The following is a 21,023-nucleotide window of genomic DNA, read 5'->3' as shown; positions in this document are numbered from 1 at the left end:
AAGCCACTCGGCCGGAACGGCCAGGGGCGGGCGAAGCCACTCGGCCGGAACGGCCAGGGGCGGGCGAAGCCACTCGGCCGGAACGGCCAGGGGCGGGCGAAGCCACTCGGCCGGAACGGCCAGGGGCGGTCGACCGGGCCGAGGCCCGCAGCGGACCGGCCCGCGTCCGATGGGCACGTGTCCGATGGGCGCGCGGCCGACCGGGCCGGAGGGGCCGGCCCCAGGCCGACCGGCCCGAAGTCGACCCGGCCACGGCCGACCCGCCCGAGGTCCGCAAGACCACCTCGGACCCGCCCGAAATCGACCCGGCCACGGCCGACCCGCCCGACGTCGGCAAGACCACCTCGGACCCGCCCGAAATCGACCCGGCCACGGCCGACCCGCCCGACGTCGGCAAGACACCTCGGACCCGCCCGCGGTCGGCGAGGCCACGTCGGACCGGCCGGGGTCAAACCGTGCGGGCCGGATCTCGTCAGCGCGCGTCGCGGATCTCCTGGTGCCCGCGCCCCAACCCCGCCGCGTCCGCGGCGCTCGTGCCGTGGGTCCAGCCCGCCTCGTCCCACATCGCGCGGACGCGGGTCGTCCGTGTCTCGGGGAACATCTCGTCCGCGCGGGACGTGACCGCGACCTCACGGGAGGCCAGTACCGGCAGGAGCGTCGGGGTCTCGGAGGCCACGCGGCGGGAGGTGGACGCCAGGCGCGTGCCGAGGCGGTTCGCGTACGCGAGCAGGAAGGACTGCCGGAAGGACTTCGTACGCTTCCGGCCGCCCGCCCGCTGCTCCGCCTCCGCCCTCGTCATCGCCGCGGTGCCCTGAACCAGGAGCGAGGTGTACAGCAGCTCCACCGGATCCAGGTCCGCCTCGAAGCCGACGACCGTCGAGAAGCCGTACGCCTCGTTCCACACGGCCCGGCAGTGGTTCGCCTCCGCCACCGCATCCAGCAGGATCGCCTTGGCCTGCTCGTACGGCGGCTCCACCCCGATCCGGACGGCGCCCGGCACATCGCCCGAGGGCGTGCGGGACTCCAGCGCCGCCTCGTCCAGGCTGTGGCGGGCCATCAGCTCCTGCGCCTTGGCCGTCAGCGCCTCCGCCTCCTCCGGGTAGCCCGTCGCCTCCGCCTTCGCGAGCAGGGCACGGACGCGCGTCAGCATCCGCGGCTCCCCCGCCACGGCTGCCGGCAGCACGTCGCCGGGCACCGGGCCCACCGGCTCCAGGGACGGCAGCCGGACGAGGAGGCGGTACAGCTCCAGGGTCGTCGTCGCCGAGGAGAAGCGGTCCGCCCGGACGGGGGTGGTGTCGAGGTCGGCCAGTTGCGAGGCCCAGCGGCGCGGCAGCCGCTCGTAGCGGCCCGTCTCGGAGGTGATCAGTGCGCCCGCAAGCCGCACGTGCTCCTCGGCCAGGTCCCGCCGCACCAGCCGTACGAGATCCGCCGGCTGCCAGCCCCGCTCCCACGCCCGCCGTACGAACTCCTCGCCCCGGCACGCCAGTTCCGCGTCCGCCGCCCGGTCCGCCGCGAGCACGGACGCCGCCGTGTCCAGGGCCGTCTCGTCGTCCGTATAGAGGGCCTCGAAGGCCTGCTCGACCGTGCTCGTCGTGCTCACGACTGCTTCGCGTCCCATTCCTCGCGCGCCCGACCGATCACCGCACGGTGGTCGAGCGACCAGTCGATCAGCTGCTTGATCAGGTGCGTCATGCTGTGGCCCGTCTCGGTCAGCGCGTACTCCACCTGCGGCGGTGTCGTCGGATACACCGTCCGCGTCACCAGCCCGTCCCGCTCCAGACGGCGCAGCGTCAGCGTGAGCATCCGCTGCGAGATGCCGGTGACCAGCCGCTGCAGCTCCTTGAACCGCTTCGGTCCCGCCGCCAGTTCGACGACGACATGGACGGTCCACTTGTCGCCGAGCCGGTCCTGCACATCCCGTACTCCGCACTCCTCCGCGCAGCTCACGACGGGGTCGGTGGTTACCTCCGTGTGCCCCACTGACATCAATGTGCCTCCTTCCGAGATCCGCGCGCTCGTCCAAGAATGAGTCTCACCGAACACGATCACGAAATCGGGGGAATCATGCTGCTCGTCACCGGTGTCTCCGGCGGTCTCGGCTCGCTCGTCGCGGAGCGCCTCGCCGGCCGCGACGACGTCGTCCTCGGCACACGCGCCGGGCTGCCCGGCACCCGCCTCGTCGACTTCGACGAGCCCGGCACCCTGCCGGAGGCCTTCGCCGGGGTCGAGACCCTACTGCTGATCTCGGCCGGTTACGGCGAGGACGACACGGTCGTCGCCCGCCACGAGGCCGTCATATCCGCCGCCGAGCGGGCCGGGGTCGGCCACATCGTCTACACCAGCCTCTCCGGCGACGGCGACCACCTCACGTACTCCCTCGCCCACCGCTGGACCGAGCGGCGGCTGCGGCGGTCCGGCGTGAACTGGACGGTCCTGCGCAACGGGCTCTACGCCGAGTTCCTCACCTGGATCGCCACCCCGGACGCCGACAACCGCATCACCGGCCCCCTCGGCGAGGGCCGGCTCGCCGCCGTGGCCCGCGAGGACCTCGCCGAGATCGCGGTCACCGTCGCCACCTCCCCGGCCGCGCACGCCGGCCGCACGTACGAGCTCGTCGGCGAGCGCCCGCTGGGCGGGGCCGACCTGGCGCGGGCGCTGGGCGCCGAGTACGCCCCTGGCACGCTCGCCGAGGCGCGGGCTGCCATCGCCGCCTCCGGCGCCGCACCGTTCCAGGTCCCGATGCTGACGGGCACCTACTCGGCCATCGCACACGGCTTCATGGACGGCACGGGGGTGGAGAGCAGCCTGCGGCAGCTGCTGGGGCGCGAGCCGCTGGACGCGCTCGAGGTGTTCGTGGCGGCCGTACGCAAGGGGTAGGGCGAGGGGGCGTTCCGCCGGGGGGTGGGCGAGGGGACGTTCCGCCGGGGGGCGAGGGGGCGTTCGCCGGGGGTGGGCGAGGGGACGTTCCGCCGGGGGGCGAGGGGGCGTTCGCCGGGGGTGGGCGAGGGGACGTTCCGCCGGGGGTGGGGCGTTCCGCCCCCCGGGGGGTAGGGCCAGGCCTACCTCGTGGACGCCCTCCAGTGGTCGTGATCCCCGAACGGGAAAACGGTTCGCTGGAGCCATGACCTCAACGACCTCAACGACGCACTCCGACACCGCCGTTCGGCTCGTCGCCCTCCACCGTCACCACCGCGACGTCCGTGCCCTGGACGGTGTCGACCTCGACTTCCGTACCGGGACCTTCACCGCCGTCATGGGCCCCTCGGGCTCCGGCAAGTCCACACTGCTCCAGTGCGCGGCCGGTCTGGACCGGCCCACGAGCGGGAGCGTCCAGGTGGGCGGGATCTCCCTCGAAGGGCTGAGCGAGCGTCGGCTCACGCTGCTGCGGCGGGACCGGATCGGCTTCGTCTTCCAGTCCTTCAACCTGCTGCCCTCGCTCACCGCCGCGCAGAACGTGGCACTGCCGCTGCGACTCGCGGGGCGACGGGTGTCCCGGGGCGAGGTGCGCGCGGCGCTGGAACGGGTCGGGCTCGGCGGGCGGGAGTCGCACCGTCCCGGGGAGCTGTCCGGCGGGCAGCAGCAACGGGTCGCGATCGCCCGGGCGTTGATCACCCGGCCGGCGGTGCTCTTCGGGGACGAGCCGACCGGAGCCCTCGACTCCACCACCAGTCGTGAGGTGCTGACGATGCTGCGGGAGTTGGTGGACCGGGACGGCCAGACGATCGTCATGGTGACGCACGACCCGGTGGCGGCGGCTCGGGCGGACCGGGTGGTGTTCCTGGTCGACGGGCGGGTCGAGGGGGAGCTGTACGGGCCCACGGTCGAGCGGGTCGCGGCCCGCATGGCCGGCCTGGAGACCGTGACGGAGACGGCGAGCGCGTCCGGGGCGGAGGCCGTCCCGTGCTGACCGTCGTCCTCTCCGGGCTTCGCGCCCGCTGGGCCGCCTTCCTCGGCAGCTTCGTCGCTCTCGCCCTCGGTGTCGGGCTCCTCACCACCATGGGTCTCGGCCTCGCCTCGACCTTCGACGCCCCGGAGCGGGAACCGCGGCGGTTCGCGGACGCGCCCGTGGTGGTGAAGGGGAAGGACGCGGTTACCGTCGACGTTCGGCGGGGGCCGGACACCGTCTCCGTATCGCGCAGGCTCGACCGTCCACAGCCTGTGGATATCGAACTGCTTGCCGAGCTGAAGGCCCGCTGGACCGTCACCACCGCCGGCGGCCCCGACGCCGTCGGCGTCCATGGCCCCGCCGCCGAGATCCGTACCCTCGTCGGCGACCGCGGTCAGGTCCTCACCGGGAACGAGCGGCGGCTCGCCGACCCCGAGCCCGAGCGGGACGCCGAGGCGCTCGTCGCCCTCAACTCCCTTCTCGGCACGGCCGGTGGCGTCACCACCTTCGTCTCGGTCTTCGTCGTCGCCTCCACCTTCGCCTTCGCGGTCGCCCTGCGGCGGCGGGAGTTCGGCCTTCTGCGCACCGCCGGGGCCACCCCCGGCCAGGTCCGGCGGATGCTGCTCGCCGAGGCCGCCGGCGTCGGCATCGTCGCCTCGGCCGCCGGCTGCGCGCTCGGCGCGTGGGGCGCGCCCTGGCTGGCGCGGGTGCTCGTCGACGGCGCACTCGCCCCCGACTGGTTCGCGATCGGCAGCGCCACCTGGCCGCTGCACGCCGCCTTCTGGACGGGGGTGACCGTCGCCCTCGCCGGTGCGGTCGCCGCCTCCCGCCGGGCTGGGAAGGTCGGCCCGACGGCCGCGCTGCGCGAGGCGGACGTCGACACCGACGTCCTGCCCCTCGGCCGGGCGCTGCTCGGCACGGGGCTGCTCCTGACGGGCGCCGGGCTGCTGGTGTGGACCGGGTTCACCGACCCGTCGTCGCTGCTCAAGCGCAAGACGTACACGACCCTGCCGATGCTCCTGATCACCGGCGTCGCCCTGCTCGCCCCGCTGCTCGTCCGTCCGGTGGCGCGCGCCCTGCGGCTGCCGGGGGCGACGGGGATGCTCGTACGGGAGAACAGCGCGGCGGCCGTGCGGCGTACCGCCGCCGTGGCCGCGCCGGTCCTCGTCACGGTGGCGCTGGCCGGCTCGCTCCTGGGCTCGGCGACGACGGTGACGAGCACGAAGGCCGCGGAGGCGCGGGAGCAGACGGCCGCTCGGTACGTGGCCACCGGCGAGGACCTGCGGCCGGTCCCCGGCGCCTCGGCGACCGCGACGACATCCGTCTTCGTACGGGACGGGGACGCGGCGCTCGTGAAGTACGGGGCCCGGGCCGTCTCCGACCCGGCCGCCTTCGCGGATCTGGCGCGGCTGCCGGTGAAAGCCGGGGACGTGCGGGACCTCGACGACCGGTCGATCGTCGTCAACGAGGAGTGGGAGCGGCGGTCCGTCGGCGAGGTCGTCGACGTGTGGCTCGCGGACGGCAGCGGCCCGGTGAAGCTGCGGGTCGTGGCGGTCCTGGCACTCGGGACGGGGGACAACGGCCCGTACGTGACACGGGCGAACGCACCGGGCTCGGCCGTGGACCGGATCGAGGCGTCCGGCGTGGGTCCCGAGGCGCTCGCGGCGGCGGGCGGGATGGTGCGAACGGTCGATGAGTGGGCCGCCGCCACGCACCCCGCGACCAGCCCGCAGACCCGGCTCGGGCTGCTCCTGGTGCTCGGCATCGCGCTCGTCTACACCGTGATCGCCCTCGCCAACACCCTCCTGATGGCGACGTCGGTACGCGGCGCGGAGCTGGCCGCGCTCCGGCTGGCCGGCGCCACACGGGCGCAGATCCTCCGGGTCGTGACGGGCGAGGCCGCCCTGGCGGTGGCGATCGGGGCGGCCCTCGGACTGGCGGTGACGGCGGTCAACCTGGGCGCCCTGGGCGCGGGCCTCGCGGCCCTGTCGGCGCCGGTCTCCCTGTCGGTGCCGTGGGGCGCCGTGGGCGCGGCGGCGGGGGTGTGCGCGGCGGTCGCCGTGACCGCCTCGGCGCTCCCCGCGTGGCGCGGCACGCGCTGACCGGCGAAGGTGGGTGGACGGGGCGGTGGCCGGGGTCGGAGCCGGGCCACCGCCCCGCCCTGTCAGCCCTGGGCGACGACCGCGTACGAGACGAAGGCGGTCCAGGCGGAGGGCGTGAGGTCCAGGTGGGGGATGTCGATGTCCTTGGAGTCACGGACGTGGACGGCGCCGGGGGTGGTGGCGACCTCTACGCAGGAGTCGCCTTCGTTGCCACTGCTGTAGCTGCTTTTGAACCACTCCAGCTCAGGCTTGCGGATCATGTTTCTCCCAGCAGTTGCTCGATGAAGGCCAGCGACTCCCCGGGAGGGAGCGCCTGAGCCCGGATGGTGCCATACCGCAGCTCAAGGATGCGTAGCTGCTTGGGGTCGGAGATCGGCCGACCGTTGAAGGCGCCGTCGGAACGCGCGACCGCCGTACCGTCCTCGAACTTGAGCACCTCGATCCTCCCGTCCAGCCCAGGGTGGACGACACATCGCGTAGGCATCACCTGAAGCGTGACGTTGCGCAACCGACCCACCTCCAGCAGACGTTCGAGCTGCTGTTGCCACACCATTGTGCCTCCGAGGGGCCGCCGGAGCGGACCCTCTTCCAAGACGAAACTCAAGGCTGGCGCGGGCAGCCGATCGAAGATCGACTGGCGGGCCACACGGGCGGCGACCATGCGCTCCACCTCGTCCTGCGAGTAGGGAGGTTGGCGCGACTCGAATGCGACCTGGGCGTGGGCCGGCGTCTGCAACAGCCCATTGATGCTGTTGCACTCGTACACCCCCATCTCGACGGCCCGCGCCTCCATCCGTGCCAGGTCGCGCACCTTCTTTGGGTACCGGACCTCCACCACGTCCGCCTTCATGGCCGAGACAAGCCCGCCCGCCCCCACCGCCTCGTCCACCTTGTCCAGGAACTCCGGCCGGGGAATGCGGGTGCCGCGCTCCACCTTCCGGATCAGGTCCTCGCCGTAGCCGACCCGTTCGCCGAGTTCGGCGGCCCGCAGCCCCTTCGCCTCCCGCCACTTCCTGATCTGCCGCCCCACCGCCGCGACCACCGCCGCGCCCGACTCGTCGTCGGGATCGACTTCCCAGCCTGGCTCGTCCGTCTCGACCACGCTCACGCCCGCCCACCTCCGTGATGCCGTACCTGTGCTCAGCGCCGCCTTACCCGACGGGCGCGCGGGACAGCCGGGACAGCACCGGACAGTCTCGGGACAATCACCGTACGTAAGGGTGCCTTCGCTGGGCAGCGTACGCACGGCCCACCACGCTGGGTGACATGAACCACGAATCCGCGCAAGCGTTGGCGTCTGTACGCCAGTTCGGAATCCAGCTCTCCGCCACGCGCCGGGGCGCTCGCCTCGCCAGGCTGCTGACGGTGGAGCAACTGCGCACCTGGGAGCTGGAATCGGTCTCTGATCCCGCCGCCCACGTCGTCGCCGAACTCGCCGCCAACGCGGTGACCCACGGTCGCGTCCCCGGGCGGGACTTCCACCTGGCGCTCTCGGCGTCGGTGACCACGCTCCGTATCGAGGTGACCGACACCCGGGGCGACCGCGTCCCGGTCCTGGGGCGTTCGGGCGGGGCCGAGTCGGGGCGGGGGCTGCTGCTCGTCGAGGCGTTCGCGGACCAGTGGGGGGTGTCGTCGGGGCCCGTGCCGCGCAAGACGGTCTGGGCGGTGATCGGGCTCCCGTGAGCCGCGCAGCGGGGTTCCGCGACGCGGTGGGCCACGACGGAAAAGCTTTAAAGAAACCGGAGGGAAAGTACCCTCCCCACCCCTCCAGCCTCCCCGCTGACCGCCGATCACTCACACGGGTGATCTGCACCAACTGGGCTGGATTTGGGGATGGTTGCCTGGCATATGCTCACGCCACATGACCCAGACAGACGTCGGCCCTCGACGGGACTAGCGATCCCGATCGAGGGCCTGACCAACGAGGAAGTAGACGCTTCCCGATGGCTTATCAGCAGCCTAGCGCGCCCTCGCGCGCATCCGGACTCATTCACGTCAACGTCCGCCACACGACCGGCTACACGGTCGTCGGCAACCACCTCGCCCAGCACCGCGAGCTCTCGCTGCTTGCGATCGGGCTCGCCGTCCACATCCAGTCGCTTCCCGCCGGGGCGTCCGTCGGTATCAAGGCCGTCGCCGACCGTTTCCCGGAGGGTGAGCTGCGTGTCGCCGCCGCGATGCGCGAGCTGGAGGCCCACGGATACCTGAAGCGCCACAACGAGCGCCTGCCCAACGGGCGGCTGGTTCCGCGCACGGTCTCGTACAACCGACCGGGGGCTGAACCCGAGCCCCCGCCGGAGACGCCGCCGACGCCGCCCACGCCACCCACGCCACCGCCCATGCCTCCCACGACGCCAGTGCCCGCAGAGCCCGGACCGGAGACACCCCCGTCGCCTCCGCCCCCGGCCCCGACTCCGCCGCCCACCCCGACTGCGGCCCCGGCCCCGGCAGCGGCTCCGAATCCCTCGCCGCACCCACCGCCACCGCTCCCCCAGGCGCACCGGCCCGCCGCCGAGCTCCTCGCCGGGCTGCACCTCCACGAGCCACGGCTCCTCCTCGCCGAGCGGGACGTCCAGCGCCTCGCCCCGGGCGTGACCGCCTGGTTCGAGCGCGGCGCCCACCCCGATGCCGTCCGCCGCACCCTCTCGGCGTGCCTTCCCGACGCGCTGAGACATCCGGCCGGGCTCCTCGCCCACCGGCTCACGGCCCTGATGCCACCGCCGCTGCCCGCCAGACCACCGGCCCCCGACCCCCTCCAGACCTGCGAGGACTGCGACCGGGCCTTCCGATCCCCCGAACCCGGCCGCTGCCGCGACTGCGGCCCCGAACGAAGAGAGGCCGCTTAGCATGAAGCTGATGACTCGGGCCCCAGGGCACGGACGAGGAGCCAGCGCCATGACGACCGCTTCCCCGCTCTACGCGACCTTGCGCAACGCCAGGGACCGCCTCGACGACACCGTCCCCGGCAAGTTCGAGATCACCAAAGAAGGAATCGTTCACGACATGACGGCTCCGAGCCGCCCTCACGAGCTGACCGTGGTCCAGCTGCGCCGGCGCCTTGAGAAGGGGATGCCGGAAGAACTGGTGGCCCATACGGGAGAACCCGACGTCGAGGACGAGCCCCAAGGCGTGATGCGCCATCCCGACATCATGGTGATCTCCATGGTGGACATGGAAGGCGACGGTTCGTTCGACCCCCGGACCCTTCTCGCCGCCATCGAGGTCGTCTCCCGTTCCAACCCCGACAACGACTGGATCGGCAAACTGCGGGACTACCCGCTGATCGGCATCCCCGTGTACGCGATCTTCGATCCCCGTACCGGTACGGGCGCCGTGTTCTCCGACATCCACGCCACGCCCGACGGCCCGCCGCGAGCCGCGTTACGCCACCCGCAAGGACTTCGTCTACGGCGAGGACGTCACCATCGCCGACTGGACGATCTCGACCGAGGACCTACCCCGATACTCCTAGCGAACCCCTACGGCAGCAGCACCAACTTGCCCCGCACGTGACCCGACTCGCTCAGCTCCTGGGCCCTCGCCGCCTCCTTCAGGGGGAAGGTCTCGGCGATGTCGAGGCGCAGCCGGCCCTCCGCCGCCAGGCGGGCGTGGGTGGTCAGCCAGGTGCGGGCGAGGGGCGGATCGACCGTGACACCGCTGAAGACGATGCCGTGCTCCTCCGCGTCCACGGCCGCGATCGTGACGATGCGGTCCTTGGCGCCGCCCGTCAGCTCGATCGAGACCGGCAGCGTGTCGTGACCCGCCGCGTCGAAGACCGCGTCGACGCCCTGGGGCGCGGCAGCCCGTACGCGATCCGCCAGACCCTCCCCGTACGTCACCGGGATCGCGCCGAGGCCGCGCAGGAAGTCGTGGTTACGTGCCGAGGCGGTACCGACCACCGTCACACCGGCCGCCACCGCCAGCTGGACGGCCAGCGCGCCGACCGCACCCGCCGCGCCGTGCAGCAGGAGCGTCTCGCCCTCCTTCACCCCGAGCAGCTCCAGGACCCGCTGCGCGGTCTCGCCGGCCACCGGGATGCTCGCGGCCTGCTCCCAGGCCAGTCCGGTCGGCTTGGGGGCGAAGACCTCGGCCAGGGCGTACTCGGCGTAGGCGCCGGTCGTCGTCCAGCCGAACACCTCGTCGCCGACCGCGACACCCGTGACGTCAGGGCCCAGCGCGTCCACCGTCCCGGCGAACTCCAGGCCGGGCACGGCCGGGAAGGTGGTCGGGTAGAACGCCTCGACCCAGCCGTAACGGCGCTTGTGGTCCACCGGGTTGACGCCGACCGCCGCCACCTTCACCCGCACCGCGCCGGCGCCGGGCTCGGGCACGGTCACCCCTGCCTCCTGACGCAGAACCTCAGGGCCGCCGAACTCCTCGTACGTGATCGCTTCCATCTCGGCCTCCGTGGACCCTCGTTGAACGCTCGCTGCTTCGATGGGACAAGCCTGCGATCACCACCTCCTCCGCTCCGCCCTCCCAACGGCCAGTCCCACCTGGCCGAAAGGACAGCCACCGCGCCCGACCCCCTGACTACGCTGAGGCTCATGGACGCGACGACGCTGACCACCGCGTACGAGATCATCCGGCAGCCGCTCGGGGAGATCCTGCCCCGCCTCTCGGCCGCCCTCGCGCCCCTGATCCCGCACCGGGGAGCCGCCGAACTCTCCACCCACTGCGCCCACTCGCCGTTCAAGACCGTCGGCGAGACCGAACTGCTCGTCGCGGCCGAACTCACCACGATGCTGACTTCCGGCACTCCCGGAAGCCCGTGGCAGGGACGGGCCACGATCGGCGGCAGGGAGCGCGAGGTCGTCGCCGTCACCAGCGACGCGACAGCACGCCGTTCCGTCCTCGTCCTCGTCCGGGAGGACGGCTCCGCGCGCGTCGACGAGGACGGGCTCGCCGTGGCGCAAGCGCTCTGGGACCTGGTGACCAGCCACTTCGACCGGTTCGCGGTGGAGGCGATGCCGGGGGCGCTGGCGCGTTCGCGCGCGGCGGCCGACACCCGGGCACGGGTCGTCGCGGAGCTGTCGACGGCCCACGCGGCCGCCGTCTCCGGGGTGCTCGGGGTGCTGCGCAGCCGGGCGCTGGACGACTCGACGGCCCGGGCGACCGCCACCGACCTCGCGGCCTCCGCGCTGATCGAGATGCGTGCCGCGACCAAACGCGACCGGGCGATCGCCGAGGAACCTGCCTCGGATGCCTTCGCCCGGCTCGCCGACGAACTGCGGCCGATGCTCCGGCACACCCCGGTGCGGCTCGAACTCGGCCCGCCGGACTCCGGCCGCTCCCTCGCGGCGGACGTGGCGCACAGCGCGCGGGCCATCGTGCGGGCGCTGCTCCTGGTGGTTCTGGAGCAGGACTCCGTGCGCCGGGTCCACGTCGGCTGGCAGCTCACCGAGCACGAGCTGCGGGCGACCGTGCGGGACGACGGGTCGGGCGCGCTCGAACGCTGCGAGGTGGGGGCAGGAAGCGTCACCGACCGGCTGGAGGTGCTGGGCGGACATCTGGACATGGAAGCGGTCCAGGGCTGGGGCACGACCATGACGGCCGTGATCCCGCTCGCCACCTCGGACGCTCCGCACGGTGCCGCGAACCCGCTCACCGACCTCGGCGAACGCGAACTGGAGGTTCTCACCCACCTCGCTCTCGGTCACCGCAACCGGCAGATCGCCCAGGAGCTCCACATCAGCGAGTCGACGGTGAAGTTCCACGTCGCCAAGATCCTGACGAAGCTGGGGGTGGGGTCGCGCGGGGAGGCGGCGGCGCTGTTCCACAGGGCGGCGTGACGGGACGCGGCGCGACGGGACGCGGCGTAGCGGGGCCCTGTCAGTGGTGGGTGCCAGACTCGCACCCATGAGCGAGAGGTGGGCGCTGGCGGGTGAGGCGGAGGGGGACGGAGCGCTGCTCGTCCCGCTCGGTCCCGACGGGCTGCCCGCCGGGCCGGTCGTCCGCGAGCCGGACCTCGTCGAGGCCGTCCGCTCCCGGCCCGGCGTCGCGCGCTGGGTGTGGCGGTCGACGACCGCGGTGTATCCACGGCTCCTCGCCGCCGGCGTCCGCGTCGAGCGGTGCTACGACATCGAGGTCGCCGAGCAGCTCCTCCTCGGCCACGAGGGGCGCCTCGGGGAGCCCCGGTCCGCGGCGGCCGCCCTCGCTCGGCTGCGGAACGCGCCCGTGCCGCCCGATCCGCCGCAGCGGGCCGCCGAGCCCGGCTCTCAGGACTCCCTCTTCGAGGCCAGACCCAGCGCCACGGCCGTCCGTTTCGAGGACCTCCTCACCGTCTACGCGGAGCAGCACCGCCGCCACGACCTGGCCGAGCACCCGGGGCGGATGCGGCTGCTCACGGCCGCCGAGTCGGCGGGGATGCTCGTCGCAGCGGAGATGCACAGGTCCGGGCTCCCGTGGCGGGCGGATGTCCACCGGGAGGTGCTGCACGAGCTGCTGGGCGAGCGGTACGCCGGAGGAGGCGAGCCGCGCCGGCTCGCCGAGCTCGCCGACGAGGTCTCGGCCGCCTTCGGCCGACGCGTCCGCCCCGACCTGCCCGCCGACGTCGTCAAGGCCTTCGCCCAGGCCGGCATCCGGGTGCGGTCCACCCGCCGTTGGGAGCTGGAAGAGCTCGACCATCCGGCGGTGGCGCCGCTCGTCGCCTACAAGAAGCTGTACCGGATCTGGACGGCCCACGGCTGGTCCTGGCTCCAGGACTGGGTGCGCGACGGCCGCTTCCGCCCCGAGTACCTGCCCGGGGGCACGGTCAGCGGCCGCTGGACCACCAACGGCGGAGGCGCGCTGCAGATCCCCAAGGTCATCCGGCGGGCCGTCGTCGCCGACGAGGGCTGGCGGCTGGTGGTCGCCGACGCCGACCAGATGGAGCCCCGGGTGCTGGCCGCGATCTCCCGCGACCCGGGCCTGATGGAGGTCGCCGGGCACCCGGACGACCTGTACACCCGGCTGTCGGACCGCGCGTTCTCCGGTGACCGCGACCACGCCAAGCTGGCGCTGCTCGGCGCGATCTACGGCCAGACCAGCGGTGACGGGCTGAAGAACCTGGCTGCGTTGCGCCGTCGCTTCCCCCGGGCGGTGGCCTATGTGGACGACGCGGCAAAGGCCGGCGAGGAGGGCCGGCTCGTACGGACCTGGCTCGGCCGGACCAGTCCGCGCGCGGTCGGCGCGGGAGAGGACGAGGAGGCGGGGATCCCGCAGGAGGGCGGCGAGGCTGTCGTGGCGGAGGACGGGTTCACGCCCGGGTACGCCTCCAGCAACGCGCGGGCCCGCGGGCGGTTCACCCGTAACTTCGTGGTGCAGGGGAGCGCCGCGGACTGGGCGCTGCTGATGCTGGCCGCGCTGCGGCGCGCCACCGCGGGGATGCGGGCCGAGCTGGTCTTCTTCCAGCACGACGAGGTGATCGTGCACTGTCCGGCGGAGGAGGCGGAGGCGGTCACGGAGGCGATCCGCGCGGCGGGGGACGAGGCGGGCCGGATCGCGTTCGGCCGGACCCCGGTGCGCTTTCCGTTCACGACGGCGACGGTGGAGCGGTACGCGGACGCGAAGTAGCGGCCGACCCGACGGGCCAGGGACGCGATGCGGCGGCCGGGCCCGCCAGGGACGCGAAGCAGCGGCCGGGCGGGCCGCGCGCGAAGGCGGCGTCGGCCGGGCCCCCGCCGGGGTCCGGCCGCCGCCGCCGGAATCGGCGCCCCTACTTCGCTTGGATCTTCGCCCACCTGGCGTCGAGGACGATCGCCTTGAGCTGGGCCATCGTCAGTGCGGGCTCGGCGCGTGTCGCCTTGGCGTCCTGCGCGCCCGCGTTGAACGCGGAGACCACGACCCGGAAGCCGTCCCTGTCCATGGTGTCGGCCTTCCACCAGACCACGCCCGCGCCGCCCTTCTCACCCTGCTGCTGGGTCAGCTTCAGGAATCCCCCGTCGGGCAGCGTGGTGGAGCCGCTGCAGTACAGCGTGCAGGACTGGTCGCCCATGTCGTACTGGACGTTGACCTCGATGAGGCTCTTGCCCTTGCCGTCGTCGACGACCACGTAGGCGTACTGGCCGTCACCGCCCTTGGAGGTCACCATCAGGCCCTTGGGCAGCAGCGCGCGCAGCGTGGCCGACACTTCTGCGCCGTTCGGCTCCGGCGGTGCGGTGTCGGTGCCCGGCCCGGGCTTGTCGTCCTTCCGCGCCGGCAGCTTCGTGAGCAGTGGCCGCCAGTCGTCGGCCGTGACCAGTGTCTTCAACACGGAGGGTGCGAAGGGCGGATTCGTACGGCTGGTCGCCCGGCCCTGCGCGGCGGGCGCGTTGTACTCGCTCGCGTCGACCAGGAATCCGTCCTCGGTCAGCAGGACCGCCCGCCAGTTCTTGGTCTCGACGGTCTTGTCCGCGTACTCGTAGCCCTGGAAGACCATCAGCCGGTCGCCGTTCGACAGCCTCTCGGTGGTGCAGGTGTCGTACCGGACGTAGGTCTTGGGCGGGCACGTCACCTGCTCCGCGGCGGTGTTCTCGTCGGCCGGCGCCCGGTCGAGGGCGACGGAGACCTCCGCCTTGCCCTTGCCGTCGTCGTAGACGCCCGTGACGCTCCGTCCCGTGTCGTGGTGGGTGATGGTCCAGTCACCGGCCGGGGTGTTCGCCTTGAGCGCGGCGACCAGGTCCTTGGCCACGATCGGCGCCGTCGCTCCGCGTCTGTCGGCCGGTGCGGCCTTGTCCCGGGCGCTCTTGTCCGGGCCGCCCCCACCCTGCTGCGGATTCGGCGCGGCGGAGGAGGAGCCCTCGGCTCCCCCGCCGCCCAAGCCCAGCAGGTCACCGCCGTACGCGCCGCCGACGGCCACCACCGCGAGCGCCAGCACGCTGCCGGTGACCGCGCCCAGGCGGCGGCGCACCACGCGGCTCCGACCGCGGGCCAGCCCGCCGGCCACCAGCTCGCGACCGTCGTCCGTGGCGAAGCCGTCACCGGTGCGACGCAGGGCCGCGCCGAGTTCCTCCTCGAAGCGTTCGTGTCCCTCGTTCAGGGGCATGCCGAATCACCGTCTCCGATCCATGGGTGAAAGAAGGTCCAGAAGTTCTGAAGTGCCTGGTCAGCGGTGTGCGAACTCGGTGATGCTGCCGCCGAGCCGTTCCCTGAGCCGGCCGAGTGCCCGCACCGAGCGCGTGCGTACCGCGGCGGAGCTCACCTGCAGTGCGTCGGCGGTCTCCTCGACACTGCGGTCCTCCCAGTACCGCAGCACCACCACCGCCCGGTCCTTGGGCGCCAGCGCGGCCAGCGCGTCGAGCAGGGCGATCCGCAGCGCCGGGTCGTCCCCGGTCTCCGGGGCCCGGTCGGGCAGCTCACCAAGAGGGCGTTCGGTCGCGGAGCGTCGCCTCTGGTGACTGAGAAAGGTGCGGACGAGGACGGTGTGCGCGTACGCGGCGGGGTTGCCGATCCGCTGGACGCGGCCCCACACCGCGTACATCCGGCCCAGCGTCTCCTGCACCAGGTCCTCGGCGAGATGGGTGTCGCCGCTGGTCAGCAGGCATGCCGACCGGAACAGGTGCCCCGTCCGTGCGGAGGCGAACTCCAGGAACTCGTCCGCGCGGGCCTGTCTCATGCCCCTCCCCCGTTGCCGTCGTCCTTCACCTCATTGACGCGGTGGGCGCGCGGAAATGTTTCACACGAGTTCGGGCCGCCCGAAATGTCCCATCCCGGCTGAAAGGGGGTATCCCTGAAGCATGAACGCTTTTCTCTTGGATTCCGCGGAAGTCACCACGGCAGCCGGAGTCTGGCAGTCGGGGATGGCCCAGGTTCTCGGTGGCCTGATCCTGGTCGCCGTACTGATGGGTGCGTTCTGGCTGGGAATGAGGGTCAGGGACAAGGAGTCCCCGACGCCCAAGCCCGAGGAGCATCCGCACCGGCCGGAAGGCGGCCTTCCCGGCGAGACGTCCGAGTACCGCAGGCCCCACGAGATGCCCCAGACCGACGGCGAGCACCGGCTCATGCCGTACGAGCTCAAGGACGGCGGCGAGACCTCGCCCGACCCGCCCAGTGAGGAGAAGCGGAAGTGGGGCGGGATCTCCAGCGGCGGCTTCGGCAGCGGCGGACCGGGGCACGGCGACTGAGCCCCGGTCGTTCGGGGCCGGAACAGTGACGCCATGCCTCACGGAGGTTGCGACAGGTGGTCGATCACACGCTGAATCATGAAGGTCACGCGTCCCTGGCGGACCGCTTCGAGGAGCACAGGCCCCGGCTGCGGGCGGTCGCACACCGGCTCCTCGGCTCGCACGGCAAGGCGGACGACGCCGTGAGGGAGGCTGAGCTGCGGCTGAGCCGCACCGGCCCCGAGCACAGCGACGAGGACATCGCCGATCCGGGCGCCCGGCTGACCGCAGCGGTCGCCCGGGTCTGTCTGCGCATGCTGCGCTCCCGCGAATCGCGGCGCGAGGACCCCTGGGACCCGTGGGGCGCGAGCGGGCCCGGGCAGGGCACCGACCCCGAGGAGCGGGCGCTGCTCGGGGTCCTGAACGCGCTCACACCCGCCGAGCGGGTGGCGTTCGTGCTCCACGACATGTTCGAGGTGTCCTTCGAGGAGATCGCGCCGATCGTGGAGCGCACCCCGGCCGCCGCCCGGCAGCTGGCCGCCCGGGCGAGGCGGCGGGTGCAGGGCACGGAGGAGATGCCGGAACCGGACCTGGCACACCAGCGCGAGGTCGTCTCCTCCGTCCTCGCCGCGTCACGCGGCGGCAGGATCGACGCGCTGCTCGCGCTCCTCGACCCCAATGCGGTGCTGCGGGCGGACGCGGAGGCGATACGGAACGGGGCGGCCACCGCGCACGGGGCCCAGGCGGTGGCGGAGGGCCTCGCCGACCGGGCCCGGTCGGCGAGGGTCGCGCTGGTGGACGGCGCGGCGGGCCTGGTGTGGGCCCCGGCCGGCACCCCGAGGTCGGTGCTCACCTTCACGGTCCTCGACGCCCATGTCACGGCCGTCGACATCCTGATGGACTCGCGCCACCTCGACCGGCTGAACGTGGAGTTCCTGCCCGAGTGAGCCCCCCGGGGTGCCGCCTTACGACGACGTGGACCCGGCGCCCTTCACCCCCGTCGGCCGCTGCGGCCCGGTCACGTACCCCACCTGCCCGGGAAGGTCGCGTCGGGTTCTCACCGGGGACAGGAACACCGGCAGGAAGGCGGTCGCCAGCAGTGCGCCGCCCACCCACATCGTGGGGTGGATGCCCACCAGTTCGCCGAGGAGGCCCGCCGTTGCGGCGCCGATCGCGAGCGCTCCCGTGAGCAGGAAACGGAAGGTCGCGTTCATGCGGCCGAGCATCGCGTCCGGGGTCATCCGCTGGCGCAGGCTCACGCCCAGGACGTTGTCGATGCCCGTCTTGAACATCGCCAGCAGCCACCCCGCGCCCGCGAGCCACAGCCAGGGGCCGTGGCCGATGAGCGGGACCAGGAGTCCGGCCGGGGCCAGAACGAGACCCGCGAGCCCCAGGGTGCGGCCGAAGCCGAGGCGGGCCGCCACCGCCCGCGCGCAGCGGGAGCCGAGCAGGAGGCCGAGGCCACCGGCCGCCCAGTAGACGCCGAGGACACCGGCGGAGAGCCCGAGTTCGCGGACGAAGAGCACCGGCATCATCGTGTTGAGGATCTGCGAGCCGAGGTTGGTGAGCGCCGCGCTCAGGGCGAGTGCCCGTAGCTCCCTGTTCCCGAGGACGTGCCGTACACCCGCCGCGATCTGGGCGCGCAGCGGCTCCCGCGCCCGGGCGGCCGCCGCCGCGGCGGGGACCGCCGGCCCCTCCTTCGGCGGCACGCTCAGCCGGTCCCCCGCTGCCTCCTTCAGCCACAGCAGCCGTACCGCCGAGCCCAGATGGCTCACCGCCGCCCCCGCCACCGCCACCGGCGCCGTGAGCAGTTGGACGAGGCCGCCGCCCGCACCGCGCCCGGTGACGTTGGTGACGGCCATCAGGCTGACCATGGCCGCGTTGGCCTGGACGAGACCGTCCCGGCCGACGAAGCGGGGCAGGATGCTCTGCCCCGCGATGTCGTAGAAGACCATCGCGCAGCCGCTGAGCAGGACGACGGCGTAGAGCTGGGCGAGGGTCAGGGCGTCGTACCACCAGGCGAGGGGCACCGAGGCGAAGAGCAGTCCCCGGGCCGTGTCCGCCGCGATGAGGACGCGTCGCTGGGGCAGCCGGTCCACCCAGGCTCCGGCGGGGAGGCCGATGAGCAGAAAGGCCAGGGTGGCGAGCGTGGCGAGGGCCCCGACCTCGCCGGGGCTCGCGTCCAGGGCCTCGACGGCAATCAGCGGGACGGCGACGTAACCGACGTTCGTGCCGAGGTGGCTGAGGACGGCCGCCGAGAACAACGTACGGAAGTCGGGCACGCGCCAGGGTGAGTCGGATCGCATGTCAGCGAACCTCCCCCACCCCGACGCGTCGGCACAAGCGAGTAGTTCTTCAGCGATGCTTTAGCGGGGCTACACCGACGTTCGATCGCCCGCTCCGGCCGCCCAACGGGCCGGCGCCTCCTGCCGACCGCCACCCGCCGCCGCCACGTCGTCGAGGACCCGCGCGACCTCCGCGTCGCCGCACACGACCCCGACGGTCCGGCACCCGCGTGTGAGGACGACCGTGCCGTCGGTGCGGAGCTCGTACCCGAAGTGCCGTACGGCGCTCACCTCTTGGCCCCGATCGGCTGCTTGCGATCCCCCACCTGCTGCTCCGGCATCGACAGGGGCGAGGCGTCCCCGACTCCCAGGAGGCGCAGCAGCGGACCCGCCATCGCCGTGGTCACCAAGGCCATGAGCACCATGCTGGTGAACAACTCCGGCCCGATCAGGCCCAGGTCCCGGCCGATCCCGAGGATCACGATCTCCGTGAGGCCCCGGGTGTTCATCAGCGTCCCGAACGCGCCCGCGTCACGCCAGCTCATCCCGGAGAGCCGCGCCGGGATCGCGGCGCCGGCGAACTTCCCGACCACCGCGGTCACCAGGATCAGCAGCAGGGCGAGCAGTCCGGACCAGCCGAGTCCGCCGATGTCGACGGAGAGACCGGTGATGACGAAGAAGACCGGGAGCAGCAGACCGGCCGCCTTCTCCAGCGGCGCACCGATCTGCTGGTGCAGCCGCGGGGCGTCCTCGCGAGGCATGACAAGGCCGAAGGCGAAGGCGCCGAAGATGGCGTGGATGCCGATCCAGGTGGTGGCGTACGAGGAGAGCAGCACACCGGCCACGATCAGGACGAGCCGTACGCCGGTCTCCTGCCGGCCTCCGGCCGCGCGGCGCAGCGCCCGGTGCAGCAGGGGCCGTACGACGAGGGCCATGGCCGCCGCGTAGGCGATGGTCAGGGCGATGACGGTGAGCAGGCCGCCCATGCCGTCGGCCGTGCCACTCGCACCAGCCGTGCCACTGGCCCCGGCGAGCGCCACCACCAGGACCAGGACGCACCAGGCGACCACGTCGCCCGCCGCCGCACAGGCCATCGCCGTCGTACCGACACGGGTGTGGCCGAGCCGCCGGTCCCGGATGATGCGGGCCAGGACCGGGAACGCGGTGATGGAGAACGCGGTCGCCATGTAGAGCACGAACATGTCCGAGCCGACCCCGTCGGGCGCCGTCGAGCGGTACAGCAGCGCCGCCGCCCCGGCACCCACCACGAACGGAACGGCCATGGCGAGGACGGCCGTCGAGCCCACCGACCTGATCCGGCCGCGCAGCACGCCCAGGTCCAGCTCCCAGCCGGCCAGGAACATGAAGAGCGCGAGGCCCAGCTGCGCGAGGGCCGAGAGGCCCGGCCGGGCCTCGGGCGGAAACAGCAGGGCGGGCAGATCGCCGGGCAGCAGCCCCAGCAGGCTGGGGCCGAGCATCAGTCCGGCCGCGATCTCCGCGACCACCGGCGGCTGGTGCAGCCGCCGGCCCAGCCGGACCATCACGGCGCCCACGACCAGCACGATCGCGACGTCGGCCAGGACGATCGCGTCCACCGGCAGTCCTCCGGACGCTGCCATCACACCTCTCTTCCTCTCGACTCGACGGGTACTAGATCAGGACCCGGCCGGCGGCCGTCTCCCGGGTGTCGCGGGACTTGCGCAGGTCGCGGGTGATGATCGCCTTCTGCAGCCACCGGTCGGTGCCGTCGTAGCGGGCGGTGAACGCCTTGCGGCCGTGCACGGCCAGGTAGTTGTCGACGACGAGCAGCGTGCCCGCCTCGACGACCACGTCGCGGGTCGCCGCCTCCAGCTCCCGTACGAGCTCCTTGAGCGCCTGCTCGGCCGCCGCGTCGCCCTCCGGGCAGCGCATGAAGAAGGGGTCGATCCTCAGGTACGGCGAGTCGGGAGCGCCGAACAGGACCGCCACCGGCTCCGGGGTCTCGCGCATCGCCCGCATCCGCAACAGACCCGGGTGGTTCGGCTGCTGGGCGGCGAGCTGCCGCAGGTGCTCGTCGTCGGGAAGAATGTAGAACCGCGGTTCCCCGAGGACCCTGCGCGTTTCCGCGCTCAGCGTCACATCCCGTATGGAGGCGACGGTCGTCGGAACTCGGTCATGGTTTCGGATTCCGAACAGGGCCAGATAGTCGCAGCGATAGGGGTGGAACCCGTCCTCGGTGTGCCATTCGAGCAGCACGTCGCTGCCGTGACCGCTCTGCTCGTTCTCCTCGCCGGCGATCGGCAGCACATTCTGGATCATTCTTCCGGACTGCAGAGTCGGCCAGCTGAAGACTTCCCCGAGACACTTGCCGATCAAGGAAAGGAAGAGTTCTTCACGCCGGGTGCGCAGCGACGCGGCGGCTTCCGCCCAGTTCCGCGGAGTGGGCCCCACGGCGCTGTCGTCGACCGCGAATCCCCTGATCTTGAACGCCGCGGCCGGGTCGTCGCGCCGGAACTCCGCGAGGAACTTCCGCACGCCCACGGGGAGTCGCGCGGCGAGCGCCCAGGCCTCGTCGTGGAAGTGCGGGTCGCCCGGGTCGCAGCCCGCCCCGCCAAGTTCGGCGATCAACGCGTCCAGCTGGGCGACTTCGCCGGCGGACAGGTCGTAGTGGAGTACACCCTGGTCAGTGGTCACGGAATTCGCCCTCTCT

The 21,023-nt window shown here is 72.9% G+C and carries 20 protein-coding genes and 1 pseudogene; 10 read left to right on the top strand and 11 right to left on the bottom strand.

Going from position 1 to position 21,023, the window contains the following annotated elements:
- Nucleotides 1-472: 472 nt before the first annotated feature.
- Both ACZ561_RS23525 and ACZ561_RS23520 read right to left on the bottom strand, forming a co-directional pair.
- Complete coding sequence (locus tag ACZ561_RS23525; protein WP_470998314.1) at nt 473-1,618, bottom strand: DUF2786 domain-containing protein; 1,146 nt, start codon at nt 1,616-1,618, stop codon at nt 473-475.
- Nucleotides 1,597-1,986 carry a winged helix-turn-helix transcriptional regulator gene (locus ACZ561_RS23520; protein ID WP_376431114.1) on the bottom strand — a complete coding sequence of 130 codons (390 nt, stop codon included), beginning with the start codon at nt 1,984-1,986 and terminating at the stop codon, nt 1,597-1,599. The genes ACZ561_RS23525 and ACZ561_RS23520 overlap by 22 nt, the downstream gene beginning before the upstream one ends.
- Before the next feature lie 78 nt (nt 1,987-2,064).
- Between ACZ561_RS23520 and ACZ561_RS23515 the strand changes: the two genes are divergently transcribed.
- From ACZ561_RS23515 to ACZ561_RS23505, 3 genes are all read left to right on the top strand, one after another.
- Complete coding sequence (locus tag ACZ561_RS23515; protein ID WP_470998587.1) at nt 2,065-2,877, top strand: NAD(P)H-binding protein; 813 nt, start codon at nt 2,065-2,067, stop codon at nt 2,875-2,877.
- Between the two features lie 244 nt (nt 2,878-3,121).
- Complete coding sequence (locus ACZ561_RS23510) at nt 3,122-3,907, top strand: ABC transporter ATP-binding protein (protein WP_470998309.1); 786 nt, start codon at nt 3,122-3,124, stop codon at nt 3,905-3,907.
- Complete coding sequence (locus ACZ561_RS23505; protein ID WP_470998306.1) at nt 3,901-5,988, top strand: ABC transporter permease; 2,088 nt, start codon at nt 3,901-3,903, stop codon at nt 5,986-5,988. The genes ACZ561_RS23510 and ACZ561_RS23505 overlap by 7 nt, the downstream gene beginning before the upstream one ends.
- Before the next feature lie 62 nt (nt 5,989-6,050).
- Here ACZ561_RS23505 and ACZ561_RS23500 read toward each other — a convergent pair whose 3' ends face one another.
- Nucleotides 6,051-6,248: a DUF397 domain-containing protein gene (locus tag ACZ561_RS23500; protein WP_383308658.1), complete on the bottom strand. Its 198-nt coding sequence runs from the start codon at nt 6,246-6,248 to the stop codon at nt 6,051-6,053.
- On the bottom strand, nt 6,245-7,096 hold the full coding sequence (locus ACZ561_RS23495) for a helix-turn-helix domain-containing protein (protein WP_470998302.1): 852 nt from the start codon (nt 7,094-7,096) through the stop codon (nt 6,245-6,247). The genes ACZ561_RS23500 and ACZ561_RS23495 overlap by 4 nt, the downstream gene beginning before the upstream one ends.
- A 158-nt stretch (nt 7,097-7,254) precedes the next feature.
- On the opposite strand from ACZ561_RS23495, the gene ACZ561_RS23490 reads away from it, so the two are divergent.
- The 3 genes and pseudogenes from ACZ561_RS23490 (at nt 7,255) to ACZ561_RS23480 (ending at nt 9,460) form a co-directional block, all read left to right on the top strand.
- Nucleotides 7,255-7,671, top strand: a complete 417-nt coding sequence (locus ACZ561_RS23490; RefSeq protein WP_470998299.1) for an ATP-binding protein — start codon at nt 7,255-7,257, stop codon at nt 7,669-7,671.
- A gap of 260 nt (nt 7,672-7,931) precedes the next feature.
- Nucleotides 7,932-8,834, top strand: coding sequence for a helix-turn-helix domain-containing protein (locus ACZ561_RS23485; RefSeq protein WP_470998297.1), 903 nt, complete (start codon nt 7,932-7,934; stop codon nt 8,832-8,834).
- Between the two features lie 49 nt (nt 8,835-8,883).
- A pseudogene (locus ACZ561_RS23480) lies at nt 8,884-9,460 on the top strand (Uma2 family endonuclease).
- A 7-nt stretch (nt 9,461-9,467) separates the two neighbouring features.
- Here the strand turns inward: ACZ561_RS23480 and ACZ561_RS23475 are convergent.
- The gene (locus ACZ561_RS23475) at nt 9,468-10,385 is read right to left on the bottom strand and encodes an NADP-dependent oxidoreductase (protein ID WP_470998294.1); all 918 of its coding nucleotides are present in this window, start codon (nt 10,383-10,385) and stop codon (nt 9,468-9,470) included.
- Nucleotides 10,386-10,535: 150 nt separating this feature from the next.
- Between ACZ561_RS23475 and ACZ561_RS23470 the strand changes: the two genes are divergently transcribed.
- Nucleotides 10,536-11,780 (top strand): helix-turn-helix transcriptional regulator, encoded by a 1,245-nt coding sequence (locus tag ACZ561_RS23470; protein ID WP_470998290.1) that lies wholly within the window; start codon nt 10,536-10,538, stop codon nt 11,778-11,780.
- A 67-nt stretch (nt 11,781-11,847) separates the two neighbouring features.
- Nucleotides 11,848-13,542, top strand: coding sequence for a bifunctional 3'-5' exonuclease/DNA polymerase (locus tag ACZ561_RS23465; RefSeq protein WP_470998288.1), 1,695 nt, complete (start codon nt 11,848-11,850; stop codon nt 13,540-13,542).
- A gap of 142 nt (nt 13,543-13,684) precedes the next feature.
- On the opposite strand, the gene ACZ561_RS23460 is transcribed toward ACZ561_RS23465, so the two are convergent.
- Nucleotides 13,685-14,992: a hypothetical protein gene (locus tag ACZ561_RS23460; RefSeq protein ID WP_470998284.1), complete on the bottom strand. Its 1,308-nt coding sequence runs from the start codon at nt 14,990-14,992 to the stop codon at nt 13,685-13,687.
- Nucleotides 14,993-15,052: 60 nt separating this feature from the next.
- On the bottom strand, nt 15,053-15,562 hold the full coding sequence (locus ACZ561_RS23455; RefSeq protein WP_470998278.1) for a SigE family RNA polymerase sigma factor: 510 nt from the start codon (nt 15,560-15,562) through the stop codon (nt 15,053-15,055).
- A gap of 121 nt (nt 15,563-15,683) precedes the next feature.
- Between ACZ561_RS23455 and ACZ561_RS23450 the strand changes: the two genes are divergently transcribed.
- Nucleotides 15,684-16,070 carry a DUF6479 family protein gene (locus ACZ561_RS23450; RefSeq protein ID WP_376431143.1) on the top strand — a complete coding sequence of 129 codons (387 nt, stop codon included), beginning with the start codon at nt 15,684-15,686 and terminating at the stop codon, nt 16,068-16,070.
- Between the two features lie 56 nt (nt 16,071-16,126).
- Nucleotides 16,127-16,996: a sigma factor-like helix-turn-helix DNA-binding protein gene (locus ACZ561_RS23445; RefSeq protein ID WP_470998271.1), complete on the top strand. Its 870-nt coding sequence runs from the start codon at nt 16,127-16,129 to the stop codon at nt 16,994-16,996.
- Nucleotides 16,997-17,014: 18 nt separating this feature from the next.
- Here ACZ561_RS23445 and ACZ561_RS23440 read toward each other — a convergent pair whose 3' ends face one another.
- The 4 genes from ACZ561_RS23440 to gntD form a co-directional block, all read right to left on the bottom strand.
- Nucleotides 17,015-18,355: an MFS transporter gene (locus ACZ561_RS23440; protein WP_470998268.1), complete on the bottom strand. Its 1,341-nt coding sequence runs from the start codon at nt 18,353-18,355 to the stop codon at nt 17,015-17,017.
- A 69-nt stretch (nt 18,356-18,424) separates the two neighbouring features.
- A complete protein-coding gene (locus ACZ561_RS23435) occupies nt 18,425-18,625 on the bottom strand; it encodes a hypothetical protein (protein WP_470998263.1) in 201 nt (66 codons plus the stop codon).
- Nucleotides 18,622-19,953 (bottom strand): cation:proton antiporter domain-containing protein, encoded by a 1,332-nt coding sequence (locus ACZ561_RS23430; RefSeq protein WP_470998259.1) that lies wholly within the window; start codon nt 19,951-19,953, stop codon nt 18,622-18,624. The genes ACZ561_RS23435 and ACZ561_RS23430 overlap by 4 nt, the downstream gene beginning before the upstream one ends.
- Before the next feature lie 31 nt (nt 19,954-19,984).
- The gene (gntD, locus tag ACZ561_RS23425) at nt 19,985-21,007 is read right to left on the bottom strand and encodes a guanitoxin biosynthesis L-enduracididine beta-hydroxylase GntD (protein WP_470998257.1); all 1,023 of its coding nucleotides are present in this window, start codon (nt 21,005-21,007) and stop codon (nt 19,985-19,987) included.
- Between the last annotated feature and the right edge of the window lie 16 nt (nt 21,008-21,023).

The sequence above is a fragment of the Streptomyces sp. NPDC039609 genome, assembly GCF_055596705.1.
Note: the sequence above shows the minus strand (reverse complement) of the source record. Positions and strands in the feature narration are given on the sequence as shown.